At 45.5% G+C, this 12,825-nt stretch carries 15 protein-coding genes; 1 reads left to right on the top strand and 14 read right to left on the bottom strand.

The annotated features are described in order from the left end of the window. Nucleotides 1–213 (top strand): IS3 family transposase (locus E4T82_RS05255; RefSeq protein ID WP_167753567.1); only part of this gene is annotated, 213 nt, incomplete at its 5' end. 82 nt (nucleotides 214–295) lie between these two features. Here E4T82_RS05255 and E4T82_RS05250 read toward each other — a convergent pair. The 14 genes from E4T82_RS05250 to E4T82_RS05185 form a co-directional block, all read right to left on the bottom strand. Beyond that, nucleotides 296–1,171, bottom strand: coding sequence for a hypothetical protein (locus E4T82_RS05250; protein ID WP_135181816.1), 876 nt, complete (start codon nucleotides 1,169–1,171; stop codon nucleotides 296–298). A gap of 290 nt (nucleotides 1,172–1,461) precedes the next feature. Beyond that, nucleotides 1,462–2,145, bottom strand: a complete 684-nt coding sequence (locus tag E4T82_RS05245; protein WP_135181815.1) for a 5'-methylthioadenosine/adenosylhomocysteine nucleosidase — start codon at nucleotides 2,143–2,145, stop codon at nucleotides 1,462–1,464. A gap of 9 nt (nucleotides 2,146–2,154) precedes the next feature. Then, the gene (macP, locus tag E4T82_RS05240; RefSeq protein ID WP_135181814.1) at nucleotides 2,155–2,475 is read right to left on the bottom strand and encodes a cell wall synthase accessory phosphoprotein MacP; all 321 of its coding nucleotides are present in this window, start codon (nucleotides 2,473–2,475) and stop codon (nucleotides 2,155–2,157) included. Nucleotides 2,476–2,483: 8 nt separating this feature from the next. Further along, entirely contained in the window at nucleotides 2,484–3,026 is a 543-nt protein-coding gene (locus E4T82_RS05235) for an NUDIX hydrolase (protein WP_135181813.1), read from the bottom strand. An 8-nt stretch (nucleotides 3,027–3,034) separates the two neighbouring features. Beyond that, nucleotides 3,035–4,414, bottom strand: coding sequence for a bifunctional UDP-N-acetylglucosamine diphosphorylase/glucosamine-1-phosphate N-acetyltransferase GlmU (gene glmU / locus E4T82_RS05230; protein ID WP_135181812.1), 1,380 nt, complete (start codon nucleotides 4,412–4,414; stop codon nucleotides 3,035–3,037). Nucleotides 4,415–4,563: 149 nt separating this feature from the next. Further along, nucleotides 4,564–5,007, bottom strand: coding sequence for an ASCH domain-containing protein (locus tag E4T82_RS05225; protein ID WP_135181811.1), 444 nt, complete (start codon nucleotides 5,005–5,007; stop codon nucleotides 4,564–4,566). A gap of 2 nt (nucleotides 5,008–5,009) precedes the next feature. Then, a complete protein-coding gene (locus tag E4T82_RS05220; RefSeq protein WP_135181810.1) occupies nucleotides 5,010–5,756 on the bottom strand; it encodes a GNAT family N-acetyltransferase in 747 nt (248 codons plus the stop codon). Continuing rightward, nucleotides 5,753–6,667, bottom strand: coding sequence for an alpha/beta hydrolase (locus E4T82_RS05215; RefSeq protein WP_135181809.1), 915 nt, complete (start codon nucleotides 6,665–6,667; stop codon nucleotides 5,753–5,755). The genes E4T82_RS05220 and E4T82_RS05215 overlap by 4 nt, the downstream gene beginning before the upstream one ends. 18 nt (nucleotides 6,668–6,685) lie before the next feature. After that, nucleotides 6,686–7,384, bottom strand: a complete 699-nt coding sequence (locus tag E4T82_RS05210; RefSeq protein ID WP_135181808.1) for a 3-oxoacyl-ACP reductase — start codon at nucleotides 7,382–7,384, stop codon at nucleotides 6,686–6,688. Continuing rightward, on the bottom strand, nucleotides 7,377–7,613 hold the full coding sequence (locus E4T82_RS05205; RefSeq protein WP_135181807.1) for a DUF2829 domain-containing protein: 237 nt from the start codon (nucleotides 7,611–7,613) through the stop codon (nucleotides 7,377–7,379). The genes E4T82_RS05210 and E4T82_RS05205 overlap by 8 nt, the downstream gene beginning before the upstream one ends. Nucleotides 7,614–8,186: 573 nt before the next feature. Continuing rightward, nucleotides 8,187–10,202 carry an FtsX-like permease family protein gene (locus tag E4T82_RS05200; protein ID WP_135181806.1) on the bottom strand — a complete coding sequence of 672 codons (2,016 nt, stop codon included), beginning with the start codon at nucleotides 10,200–10,202 and terminating at the stop codon, nucleotides 8,187–8,189. 1 nt (nucleotide 10,203) lies between these two features. Further along, entirely contained in the window at nucleotides 10,204–10,962 is a 759-nt protein-coding gene (locus tag E4T82_RS05195) for an ABC transporter ATP-binding protein (protein ID WP_135181805.1), read from the bottom strand. Nucleotides 10,963–11,150: 188 nt separating this feature from the next. After that, nucleotides 11,151–12,134: a sensor histidine kinase gene (locus E4T82_RS05190; RefSeq protein WP_135181804.1), complete on the bottom strand. Its 984-nt coding sequence runs from the start codon at nucleotides 12,132–12,134 to the stop codon at nucleotides 11,151–11,153. Beyond that, nucleotides 12,124–12,810, bottom strand: a complete 687-nt coding sequence (locus E4T82_RS05185; protein ID WP_135181803.1) for a response regulator transcription factor — start codon at nucleotides 12,808–12,810, stop codon at nucleotides 12,124–12,126. The genes E4T82_RS05190 and E4T82_RS05185 overlap by 11 nt, the downstream gene beginning before the upstream one ends. Nucleotides 12,811–12,825: the final 15 nt, after the last annotated feature.

Below are 12,825 nucleotides of genomic sequence, written 5' to 3'. Positions count from 1 at the left end.
TCCATGTCACGAGTTGGGAAATGTATCGACAATGCACCAATTGAAAGTTTCTTTGGGCATTTCAAGACAGAGTCTTATCATCTCAAGAAATACAAGACTTACGAGGAACTAGTCGCAGATGTGGAAAACTATGTACAGTTTTACAACACACAACGCTATCAAGCAAAATTAAACAACCTGACCCCTTGGGAATTCAGGAATCAGGTTGCTTAATATCTTTTAGTATTTGACTGTCTACTTGACAGGGAGCCGTTCATAAGTCCAGCCTCGCTTCTTTTATAACGTAATCAAATCCTTATTCCACATTCCAAGCGACACCCTCGTACTTCCAACCGCGGGTTGAGAGGACGTTTTTCTCATTGGCATCTCGTGTGTAGAGGTGTTTTTTTATGTCTGCATGGTACAAACGATAAACTGGGGTGCTGCCGCTTGATTTGTAGGCTTCGCCTTCTTGCTTCCAGCCACGGGTCGCAAGGACCTTGTACTCATTTGTATCCATGGTATAGAGATGAACCTTTAAGCCTGGGTGATAGAGACGGTAGACAGGAGTACCAGAAGCATTGTTACTGGTCCAAGCCTGCCCCTCTTGCTTCCAACCATGATTCCCAAGGATACGATACTCATTTTCGTCCATGGTATAGAGGTGAACCTTTAAATCTGGTTGGTAAAGGCGGTAGACGGGTGAGGTGCCAGCTTTTAAATCTTCTACGGTAACTTCCCACGTAACTGAAATATCGTTTACCGTTAAATCAACAGGATGCGCTTTTAATTCTTCATTAAATTTTTTGGCCTGTTCACTGTCGACGCTTGTTGGGAAACTTGGCGATACTTTTGTTGTACCTGCTTTTAAAGCAACCCAATTCCCTTTTTCATCAAATGTAATAATCGACGGATCGGCAACGTGCATCTCAAAAGAATAGATAAAATCCTTTAATGGCGAATGCTGTGGACGAAGAATCTGGCCTTTCTCCCCTACTTTCAACTTCATCTTAAAGGTACCTAGTTCGAACTCAGACCCTCCTTGACTGGTATAGCTGGAAACAGCTTGGTCAGCTGATACGGCTTGAAAAGCAGTAGTATCTCCTGTAATAAGGTCTATCATATTGCTACAAAACAAGAGAACTAAGATACTTAGCAGCAAGCAGGAGAGTATTCGTTTTTTATATTTCATAAAAAACTCCTTTATTTTTAGTATAGCAAAATTAAAAAAGGATGTCTAGCTTGTGTAAGCACTTTAAAATTTTCTTCACTGATGCAATAACCAATAAAAAACGAACAAGATAAGACTTCCAATCGTTGAAGAATCTTATTTGTTCGTTGTTTAGATAGGGCTTCAAGCGCTTTGTCAGCTAGCATTTGCCTGTAGTCTGCTTGTTGCGGTGTCACCACTCACTAGGAAATGGTTTCCTTTCACTTTCGGATTTCTGAGGGCGGGTACTTGCCCCAACCACTCCTACTATTTTACTTCAATAATCGAATCAAAGCCTGCGCTGAGCGCTTTCCTGCTTCGATGATAAATTCATCAAAGGTGATATTCGCGTCACCTTGAGCGGTATCACTCATGGCGCGAATGACGAGAAAGGGCAAGCCGATACTTTGCGCTGCTTGGGCAATGGCTGCTCCTTCCATTTCTACGGCCAAGACCTCTGGAAAATGGGCCTTCATTGCCGCAATTTTATCCGCCCCTGCAATGAAACTGTCCCCAGTCGCAATCAAGCCTAAATGAACAGGTATCTCTTGCTTACCTAGCACTTCTCGCATCTTCAAAACCAAGTCTTGATCCGCTTCAAAATACAAGGGCTGAGCTGACATCTGGCCATATTCGTAGCCAAAAGCTGTCAAGTCCACATCGTGATAGGCTAATTGACGGGCGATGACTACATCACCAATCGCAATCCCATCTGCGACCGCGCCAGCTGACCCAGTATTGACAATGATATCCACCTGAAACTGCTGGGCTAGGATGGCGACAGACATGGCTGACATGACCTTGCCGACACCTGATTGAACCAAGACGACTTCATGTTGCCCCAATTGTCCTCTATAGTAGGTCCGTCCTAATACGACCTCTTCAACCCCATGCTCAAGCGCTTCTACCAAGACCTTCAACTCTTCAGGCATGGCAGCAATAACTCCAAATTTCATCTAAACTCCTTACCAAAAAAAGACTGCAATGAGCAACAGAATGACCAACAGCATGACCCAAAACAGAATCTTATTGACCTTGCTGCGAAATTCCTCCCGCTTGACGGTTTCAATCCGCCGGCTCTTGACAATGGAAGACTCGACTGGAATGCGGTGGGTATAGCCCTCGCGATAACCTGGATAGTCATCCTCCCATTCCTCTTCAAAGAAAAATACATCTGCAGCATCAGGCTCATCATCCGGGTCATAGTAACCAAAACGTCGGTCTCTTCCCCATCTTATCTCTTCTGCGAATTCGTCTTGCTCGTCTGTCAACAAGGGCTTCCTCATGGTTCGTCCTACTTTCTCATCAATTGTAATTGCTGAATGGCAATAATGGTCTTGGCATCACAAATCTCACCTGTCGCAATCAAATCAAGCGCTTCGTCTAAACTCACATGATAGACTTCAATCACTTCATCATCGTCCATTGGACGGGGATTTTCCACCTTGACCAAATTCTTCGCTACATACAGGCGCAAACGCTCATTGCAAAAACCAATGGCTGAATAAAAATCATATAAGAGTTCCAAATCGCCTGTATAGCCTGTTTCCTCTTCCAACTCACGTAGAGCAGCTGCCTTGGGGTCGGCATTTTCCCCTACTTCCAACTTCCCAGCTGGAATCTCATAGCTGGTGGCTTCAATCGCCTTGCGGTACTGCTTGACCAAAATCAGCTTGTCATCAGGCGTAACAGCAAGGACACAGACTGCCCCCTTATGGAAAATCAATTCCCGCTTGGCTTCTCCGCCCATAGGAAGCGCCACATCGTCCACAACAACATCAAAAATGTGCCCCTTGAAAATCTCTCTCCGATTGATGGTCTTTTCTTCAAATTTCATAGCAAGTCCTAGCCCTTCTTCGGATAGTGTGGCAAGCGTTTGGCATAGTCTTCCTTGGTTTCCTGACGGCTACGCCCAATGGCGACCGCATCTTGTGGCACGTTTTTGGTAATAGTTGAGCCAGCCGCTGTCAGTGCATTGTCGCCAATCTCAAGCGGGGCAATCAAGGTAGAATTTGAGCCAATAAAGACATGGCTGCCAATCTTGGTCGTATATTTCTTTTGGCCGTCATAGTTGACCGTAATCGTTCCTGCCCCAAAGTTGACATCGCGCCCCACCTCGGCATTGCCAATATAGGTCAAATGACCAGCCTTGGTATTTTCACCGATACTAGAGCCCTTGACCTCGACAAAATTACCGATATGTACATCTTTTGCAAGCTGAGATCCCGGACGGATATGAGCATACGGCCCAACCGTCACCCCTTCTGCGATACGGGATTCCTCAATCACGGAATTGGTCACGACCACGCGCTCACCAATCTCCGAATCCACGATGTAGGTTCCATTGGTCAAGATGCTTTCAGCGCCAATGGAGGTCTTGCCTTTCAAGGTCACGTTGGCTTCGATCTGTACGTCTGGTGCAATCGCTACATCAATATCAATATAGGTCGCGGCTGGATTTGTAAAGCTGACCCCGTTGACCATATGCGCCTTGTTGATACGCTCCCGCATAACTTCTTCGGCTTTAGCAAGGGCTACACGGTCATTCACTCCTAGGCTCTCATCAAAATCACGGAGAAGATAAGCGCCGACTTTTTCACCTGCTTCACGGAAAATGCTAATCACATCGGTAATATAGTATTCTCCTTGGGCATTGTTGGTATTGATATTTTTCAGCGCCTCAAACAAGCGTACATTGTCAAAGATGTAGGTTCCTGTATTGATTTCCTTGATTTGCTTTTCAAAATCAGAAGCATCTTTTTCTTCAACAATCTTGGTCACTTCTGCATGCTGATTGCGGACAATACGTCCATAGCCAAATGGGTTCTCCGTCTCTGCTGTCAAAATGGTTGCCACGTTTTTATGGTTAATGTGAAACGCCACCAAGTCCCGTAGGCTGTCTCCTGTAATCAAAGGCGTATCACCAGCGATGACAAGGGTTTGCCCTGTGCAATGTTCCAATAGTGGCTCCGCCATCATCACCGCATGCCCCGTCCCCAACTGTTCTGATTGGGTCACAAACTCTGTCTGCCCAGCTAAAACAGCCTCTACCATATCTGCCTTGTGTCCGACAACCGTCACGATTTTTTCAGGCGAAATGGCAGCAACACTCCGAAAGACATGTTCCAACATGGAAACCCCTGCAACCTTGTGTAGAACCTTGGGCAAGTCCGACTTCATACGAGTACCCTTGCCTGCTGCTAAAATAATGGCATAATTTGTCATACTATTCTTTCCAATCTATTCTATTCTCGTTCCTATTATACCATATTTTAAGGACAATACATCAAATCACTAAAACCACGCCCCTATCACAGGAAGAGGCAGAGTTGCAACCAAAAATCCCTCTCCCAAACGGAAAGGGACGACAGGTATTAGGACAAGGGATAGACCACTTCAAATTCCTCTAACACTACTGGACTTTCAAGTGAAAAGACAAGACCGATTTCTCCCAGCCATTTGGTGAAGACTTCTTCATGAACCTGCCACCAGTAGGCAAGGGATTTATCCCCTTCCCCCTCCTTAAAGGCGTGTTCTGCTGATACCTGATGAAAAGGCTGTACCGTTACCTTCTTAGTTTCAATGATACAGACGGCTTTTCCAGCACCATTCAGTATCACACTGCGTTCCCCAACTTCTGGCAATGTCTCGCCTGCAAAGAGGTATTCATCATAGGCTGAGGCTGTCGCTGTCTTTTCCCCTCGCAAGACCAAATCCGCAAGCAAGTCTGGTTCAGCACCGAACTGCCAAGCGTCAACCTCCTCTCCAATCTGGGGATTAATCAGGCGGTAAGCTACCCACATTTCTTCTGCTGTCATCGTTATTCCTCTCTTTCTTCATAGGAAGGGTAGGCAGAAATCAACCGATAACCAAGCTGTTCTGCTAAATTTTTCGAGGCTTCATTATGTGCATCCCACAAGGGAAACATTCTTCTCTCACAAGAGGTCAGAATCATCTTGGCCGCTAAGCTACGAGCCAAGCCCTGTCGTTGATAGGCAGGGGCTGTTGCAATCTCGATTTCAATCGCTCCTTGATAGACCAAGCCAGTCGAAATTCCTGCACCAATCATATCTCCTAACTCAATGACAAAGCCATAGCCTCCTGCTGCTTGAAAGTCTGAAAAGGTCTGCCAAGCGCCTTTTAAGTCCTCAGACCAAGCCTCGCTTTGCAGCTGCTGATAAATTTCTGCATCAATCGGCTGTATCTCTGCATGTTGCGGGAGAGATTGGACAAGTTGGGCTAGATGTTCAATCTCAAAATCAGCTTGATTCTCAAAAGCATAGCGAGTAAAGGCTGTAAAATCCGTTGTATGATTTAAAATCGTCTGCCAGCTGTCCTCTTCTGAGATGAGAATCTTATGCTCCAAACCATGATGTTCAGTATAACATTGCAAAAACTCCGTTTGCCCCTCACCCGCTAGAAAGAGGAAATTTCCCAAATCATAGAGAAAGCTCCGTTCGCTATCATCCGAAAATAGTCTCCCCAACCCTGACGCTAGTCCATAGCGAACCATAATTTTCTGCCAAGATTGGAAGGTAGTAATTGGTCTTACTGCGTGTTCTTTCATGGCTCTACCACTCCATTTAGCCAAGTCACGATATCTTGCATGACCTCTTCCTTGTTCCATTCATTGAGAATTTCATGACGGGCTTCTGGATACAAGGTCAAACGAACCTGGGAAGCACCTGCCTTGAGGAACTGGTCATAGAAACGCTTGACACCCCTGCCACACGCGCCTACAGGATCTGCCTCTCCTGAGATCACAAGTAGGGGCAAGTCCTTTGGAATCCTATTTATCCAAGTCGTCTGGGCAGCGTAGTTGGCAAAGGTAAACAAAGCCTTGTACATACTGAGTGTCGGCCTAAATTGGTGATGTGGATTGGTCAAGTATTGTTCCACTTCCTCTTCATCTCGTGTCAGCCAGTCTGCACTGGTCTTCGTTGGCGCAAAATGCTTGTTAAAACTGCCTGTACTCATGGCTTCAACCCATTTACTACGATAGAGAGGCCCATAAATACCCGTTAAGAGATGGACCAGACCGATTCCCGCCCAAGTTTTCACGAGGGGCTCTTGCCCCGTTCCCATGAGAATGCCGGCTTTGACCTCTGTGCCATACTCCGCTAGATACAGGCGCGTAATGTACGAGCCCATCGAATGTCCCATGATGATGAGAGGCACATCAGGATAGCTCATCTTTATCTCGTCTTGCAGCCCCCTCACATCTTCAATCAAGGCATGCCAGTCATCTGGAAAGACACCGTACTCTTCTTGCTTGCGAGCGGTTTTCCCATGTCCCACATGGTCATGACCGACCACTGCATAGCCTGCTTGATTAAGAAAACGAGCAAAGGCATCGTATCGCTCGATATGCTCAATCATGCCATGCACAATTTGAACGACTGCCTTTGGCTCATCAATCGCCCATAAGATGGCACTGGTTTGCCGTGGCCCAAAACGCCACCTTGTCACTTTTGTCATTTGTTTTCCCCAGTTGATTTATTTCAAACTCCAACCGCCATCAATTTTGAGGATTTCTCCTTGCATGGCACTTGCTTTTCCGCTCGCCAAAAAAAGGCTGACATCTGCGATTTCTTCTGGCTCCAGCCAACGTTTGATAGGAGTTTCTGCTGCAACCCAATCGGCAAGACCACCCTCTTCAAAGTCGTTCGCCGTCATGGCTGTCTTCACAGCACCTGGTGCTAGACCAAAAATCTGAATCCCCTTGTCGGCATAGTCCAAGGCCAATTGCTTGGTAAAACCTGCGAGAGCATGTTTACTGGTGGTATAGGCAACACCGCCACCGCCAGCTAAGAAACTCGCTATCGAGCACATATTGATGATGATGCCAGCCCTTTTTTCCAGCATTTTTGCGAGGTAAAAACGGGTAATCCGCATGGTTGCAAGCAGATTGACCGCAAAAATATCCTCTATCTCTGCCTCGCTGATGTCGAGTAAGGGCTTGTAATCGTCCAATTTCCCAGCGGTATTGCAGAGAATCTCTACTTCTGGTAGCCAGTCAAATAGAGGGGCTAGAGTATCACGAATGTCCACTCGCAGAAAATGAAAGGCTCCCGCCAAGGAAGGATTTTCTCTCTTGTCTATGCCGTACACCTCATAGCCATTTTCCAAAAAGAGCTGCGCCTGAGCCCGCCCAATACCCGAGGAGACCCCTGTCACAAGGACTGTCCTAGTCATGGACTTCCACCCAGTCTGTCGCTAGGACATCGCACGGTGTTGGGCTCCACATCGAAAAGCCTTCGCCCTCACCTGACACATTGATTAAGAAGTAGGGCGTCACTTCAAGCGCCATACCATTTTGCTCAATGCTGTCAAAAAGTTGGACATAATTTTCAGCTCCGCCCCAACCGGTCCGAACGTATTTTTTCTTGGCCTTTAGCCCAGGTAAAATCTCTTCAAATGTCATGATCTTTCTCCTTTGTTTCGTAACTATTCATTAAATAAGCGTTCAGTTAATCTATAATTTCTAAGGTATAAGTGCATTCACATTTTGTAGACGCAACAAATACCACGGATAGAATACGCATTCCAACTTCTAATAATCCTTGAGCTTGTCTATTTTCTTCGTTCAGATAGCCAAATGAAGGGAGGACATAAAAGACTTGAAAAACGTTTTTTCTATAGCATAATATATTCGTAACAAAATTGAGTGTAACCGTGTCAACAGCTGCAAGCATAACTGAACTCGGGCTAAAAGCTCAGAAAATGGGTAGGCAGCTGTTTCGGCTTTAGCCGATTACAGCTGAGAATCCCTTTAGTGGATAGGCAGCTGTTCTAGCTTTAGCGAGTCACAGCTGAGGCTACCTTTAGGTATAAACGAAATGACGATACACTCTTGCAGTCTTTTTTCCATTATACCACAAAAACACCAGCCGACTGGCCGGTGTTTTAAGGAGATTATGAAAAATATTTAGGATTAACTATAGTATAGCGCATCTGGTCTCCTCTGACATCCGTCTTAAGACTGATTTTGAATCCATTAATGAGCACTGATGATTTTGCGGTAAGAACGAGAGGTGAGGAGATAGACCGCAACGTAAAGAACGAGATAGCCAAGGCAACTGATGAAGGCTACCTGCATGACCAAACTGCCATTTAAGACGCCGATGAGACGTAGGATATTCATCAACATCTTGTAGGCAAAGATGAGATGGATAAAGGCAAAAATGAGTGGGAGGAAGAAGACTGTCACCATCTGCTTGCGAATGCTTTGCTTGGTCTGGACGTGATCCAGTCCTACTTTTTGCATGATGACAAAGCGATCTCGATCCTCGTAGGCTTCTGAAATCTGCTTGTAGTAGATGACCAGAACTGTCGCCATTAAAAAGACGATAGACAGAAATACCCCAATAAAGAAGAGAGAACCTGAAAAAGCAAAGGTACTAATGCGATCCATCGCTCTGCTTCCTTGCCCCATTCCTGATATCCCCCGTGATTCTAGCGTATCATCTTCGAGAATAGAGGAACGGAAATTTTCCCAGCGTTCTGCCTGCTCTTCTTCGCTCAAACTCGTATCCACCCCGATATACGCCTTTTGAGACGCATCGACAGACACCACGCTTAAGTCCTGCACCACCATAATGATGCTTGGTATAACCTCCGTCATGTTGCTTGGTGATTGATAGGCTGTAAAATTGCTTGGCAATACCTTCTCAATAGTAAAGGCTTGTTCCCCAAACATCAAGGGTTTTTGGCGATCTAGGTCAATATCTTTTGCATAAACCGCTACTTGATTGCCCGATAAGCCTAAGGTTTCTCCTGTCATTTGTTCATAAGATGCTTCATCAAATACATATACGACACTAAAATCGGAAAAACTAGAAGGAGTTATAGGGTCATCTCCTATCTTGATTCGATTATCCTCAATTTTTTCAACCACTTCTTCAATATAGCTATAGCGAACCATCTTTGTCACAGGAACCGCATTATCGGCCATCATCTTCGAAGTCAATTCTGTCACTAGATCCAACTTATCAGTGGTTGAAGATTTTTCTACATCTCCTCGTTTATGGAAAAAATAGGTAGAAGTGAAATCATTTGGATGGAGCAGATTAATCATATCGTTTCCACCAACATAGATGTTAATCCCACCAATCATGGTCACAATGAACATCGTCGATAAGATGGCAATGGTTGCTAATCCCATGGCATTTTTTCGCATCCGAAAGACGAGATTGGACACCGAGATAAAGTTGGCGGGTTGATAGTAATAAGCTTGCCGTTTCTGGAGCCATTTCAAGAGGCTGATAATTCCTGCATTAAAAAGGAGATAGGTCGCAAAGATGACTATTAAAACGGCTGTGAAAAAGGTTGGCAGGGTCTTGACTGGACTGCTCACGGTCTGAGCTAGATAATAAGCTCCACCCAGAACTGCTAGCCCCAGCAAGGTTTGCGGGAGTAAAAATCGTCCCTTACCTTCTCCGCGTTTGCGCCCCTTGACTAAGTTCAAAGAGGATGACAGGCTTAATTTTCCAGCATTTAACATCGCTACCAAAAGGAAAATCAGGGTAAAATAAACCAGTATCGTCAGGACATTTTCCCATTGAAAGACCGAGGCCAGAACTACCTTGAAATGCATGGCTTTGAGCAAAATCGCATACATCAGCTTGTCTAAGAGCACTCCTAAAACCAAGCCTAGACTGACCGTCATCGTTGAAAAAAGGATGGTCTCAAAGAGGGTCATGAGGAGCAACTGGCGCTTTTCTAAGCCGAGTACCGTGTAAATGCCCAGCTCCTTGGAGCGATTTTTCATGACGAAACTATTGGCATAAAAGAGCATCATGGCAACGGCAATCATGACCACTATCTGCCCCAGTTTCAAGACAGAAGTCACACCTCTTGCACCTTCGACTTCTACCAAGTGGGGATTGGTACTGAGCGATGTAAACAGATAGGCAATGGCTGCTGAAAACACCGTCACCAAGGCAAAAGGATAGTATAAATTTCGGTTTTTGAGCAGGTTGGTCCATGCTAATTTATAGGCTAATTTCCACATACTACTCACCTCGATTCGCCATCAATGTCAGTGTGTCTGAAATAAGCTGGAACATCTCCTGTGAGGTTCTGTCTCCTCGGAAAATCTGATTGTAGAGCATGCCGTCCTTGATAAAGAGGACACGTTTGGCGCGGCTGGCTGCTGTGGTCGAATGGGTCACCATGAGCAGGGTCTGCCCCATTTCATTGATTTGGTCAAAAATATCCAGTAAGGTTGCAGAAGACTTAGAATCAAGCGCTCCTGTTGGCTCATCTGCCAGCAAGATTTCTGGCTGTGTGATAATCGCACGCGCCACCGCTACCCGCTGCTGCTGACCGCCTGAGATCTCATAGGGCATCTTGTCCTTTAAGGTCGCAATACCCAAGCTGTTCAGCACCTCAAGCTGGCGCTTGTTCATCTCGTGAATCGGAACGCGGGAGAGTACCAAGGGCAACAAGACATTGTCCTTGACCGATAAGGTGTCTAGCAGGTTAAAATCCTGAAAGACAAAGCCCAGCTTCTCCCTGCGAAAGGCAGAGGCGTCCTTATTTTTAATCGTTTGGGTGTTCACCCCATTCAAGAAGACCTTGCCTTGGGTCGGCTTGTCCAGCATGGCCAAAATATTGAGCAGGGTTGATTTTCCTGACCCCGATTCGCCCATGATAGCCACATATTCACCCTTTTCCACAGTAAAATGAATGTCTTTTAGCGCCTCCACCTGATTGGCCAAAAAGCGTGTCTGATAGACTTTCTGTACGTGTTGAACGTCGAGCAATACCATAATAAACCTCCTTGTACTCCTTGGGATTCATCAAACATTAGCCTCTTCCGCTGATATTGACTTTCTCCAAGCAGACGAATCATTTTCTAAAGGGCACATCGCCCTCTTTACACTCATTATCATACTCTATTTCACACCTGCCTACCTTAGCTTTACCTCACATTTACCTTACATTCTTGTAAGATTGGCTAGTCAATCACGAGCCTTTCTTCTTCTAGGGAAATGCGGACTTGGGTCCCTGTTCCTACTTCCGATGTTAGAGAAAAGGTCATGCCTAGTTTTTCACTAATGCCTTGCGCTAAATAAAGCCCAAGTCCAGAGGATTGCTGGGAAATGCGACCATTATAGCCTGAAAAACCACGAGCAAAAATCCTCTCCATATCACTTTTGGAAATGCCGATACCCGTATCTTGAATGACCAACTCATCACCGTCCAAGTAAATCCAAATCTGCCCACCTGCTGTGTACTTGATGGCATTTGAAATAAATTGCTCCAGCAACAAGCTAAGCCATTTCTTGTCCGTTGCAATCATAAGATTCAACTCTTCCAAGCGCAGTTCTGTCTTTTGTTGAATAAAGAAAATCGAAAATTTCTTGACCACCTGCCGCACGAGAACATCCAACGATTGACGCTCTACGACTAAGTCCTCATGAAAGGATTGCAACCGCAGGTAATTTAAAACCAAACCTGTATACTGCTCAATCTTAAACAATTCCCGCTCCAAGGCCTGTTTTTCCTTGCTGGTTGGCAAGTCGCCAACCAAGAGTTGACTAGCTGCAATGGGAATTTTCATCTGATGGGCCCACAAGGTGTAGTAGTCCTGAAATTCGCTCTGCTGTGCTCGATCCTGGTCCCGCCTTGCTTTCAAGGTTTCTTCTAACTCTCCTATCCGCTCTTGCAAGATGAGCTCCGCTGCCGTTCCGCTCACAAGCCCTTCTTTGCGCTCTACCCGCCTATACTTCGTCCATTCCTTTATCACATCAACAGCGAAAACCACGATGCCAATCCCCATGAGTAAGAGGCTGGTATAGGCAACCAAGGCCATTTCCACACGAAAAAGGGCGCTCATACCGCCAATCAAGCCTAGAAAGCCAAGCACTCCTACTAGAAAGATCCAGCGTGTTAGAAGCCACTGTCTGATAAAAAAGCCAACCTGTCTTTTAGTTATCATGCTTCACCAATCCATAGCCAATTCCTTTTTTGCTCACAATCAAGTTCTGCAAACCCATATCTGCTAATTTGCGCCGCAGACGCCCGACATTGACTGTCAAGGTATTATCATCGATAAATAAATCGCTGTTCCACAATTCTTTCATCAATTCTTCTCGGCTGACAATGGCCTGTGACCTCTCAAATAAAATTCTTAAAATCTGAAATTCATTTTTGGTCAGCTCCTCGGTCAGCCCATCATAGCTGACCTGCATACTTTTTAAATCCAAACGAATCGCTCCAAATGTCAGTACCGTCTGCTCCCCCAAGAAATCATAGGTTCTCCGTAGCAAACTTTGAACCTTGGCCAGTAACACCGTCATATCAAAGGGCTTGGTCACATAATCATCACCGCCTAGATTAATCGCCATAACAATATCCATGGGCTGGTCCCGCGAGGAAAGAAAGAGAATCGGAACGCTTGAAACCTTGCGAATCTCTTGGCACCAATAATAGCCATTAAAGAACGGAAGCCCAATATCCATTAGAATCAAATGCGGTTGAAAATCCTCTACCTGCTCCAAAATACGCTGAAAATCCTCACTCTCAGCCACTTCATAATTCCAATTCCGAAGATGTTTAGCGACCAGTTGACGAATCACCACGTCATCTTCGACAATCAAGATTTTCTGCTTCATGTTCCCACTTCCTTT

Source organism: Streptococcus cuniculi (assembly GCF_004570575.1).
In the GTDB taxonomy this organism is placed as follows: domain Bacteria; phylum Bacillota; class Bacilli; order Lactobacillales; family Streptococcaceae; genus Streptococcus; species Streptococcus cuniculi_A.
The sequence above is the reverse complement of the archived record's forward strand: the minus strand, read 5'-3'. Positions and strand labels throughout refer to the sequence as shown.

Bases quoted from the DNA above. Each gene is read 5' to 3' on its own strand.
- E4T82_RS05250 (WP_135181816.1), bottom strand. From the start codon at position 1,171: ATGAAATATAAAAAACGAATACTCTCCTGCTTGCTGCTAAGTATCTTA.
- E4T82_RS05245 (WP_135181815.1), bottom strand. From the start codon at position 2,145: ATGAAATTTGGAGTTATTGCTGCCATGCCTGAAGAGTTGAAGGTCTTG.
- macP (WP_135181814.1), bottom strand. From the start codon at position 2,475: ATGAGGAAGCCCTTGTTGACAGACGAGCAAGACGAATTCGCAGAAGAG.
- E4T82_RS05235 (WP_135181813.1), bottom strand. From the start codon at position 3,026: ATGAAATTTGAAGAAAAGACCATCAATCGGAGAGAGATTTTCAAGGGG.
- glmU (WP_135181812.1), bottom strand. From the start codon at position 4,414: ATGACAAATTATGCCATTATTTTAGCAGCAGGCAAGGGTACTCGTATG.
- E4T82_RS05225 (WP_135181811.1), bottom strand. From the start codon at position 5,007: ATGACAGCAGAAGAAATGTGGGTAGCTTACCGCCTGATTAATCCCCAG.
- E4T82_RS05220 (WP_135181810.1), bottom strand. From the start codon at position 5,756: ATGAAAGAACACGCAGTAAGACCAATTACTACCTTCCAATCTTGGCAG.
- E4T82_RS05215 (WP_135181809.1), bottom strand. From the start codon at position 6,667: ATGACAAAAGTGACAAGGTGGCGTTTTGGGCCACGGCAAACCAGTGCC.
- E4T82_RS05210 (WP_135181808.1), bottom strand. From the start codon at position 7,384: ATGACTAGGACAGTCCTTGTGACAGGGGTCTCCTCGGGTATTGGGCGG.
- E4T82_RS05205 (WP_135181807.1), bottom strand. From the start codon at position 7,613: ATGACATTTGAAGAGATTTTACCTGGGCTAAAGGCCAAGAAAAAATAC.
- E4T82_RS05200 (WP_135181806.1), bottom strand. From the start codon at position 10,202: ATGTGGAAATTAGCCTATAAATTAGCATGGACCAACCTGCTCAAAAAC.
- E4T82_RS05195 (WP_135181805.1), bottom strand. From the start codon at position 10,962: ATGGTATTGCTCGACGTTCAACACGTACAGAAAGTCTATCAGACACGC.
- E4T82_RS05190 (WP_135181804.1), bottom strand. From the start codon at position 12,134: ATGATAACTAAAAGACAGGTTGGCTTTTTTATCAGACAGTGGCTTCTA.
- E4T82_RS05185 (WP_135181803.1), bottom strand. From the start codon at position 12,810: ATGAAGCAGAAAATCTTGATTGTCGAAGATGACGTGGTGATTCGTCAA.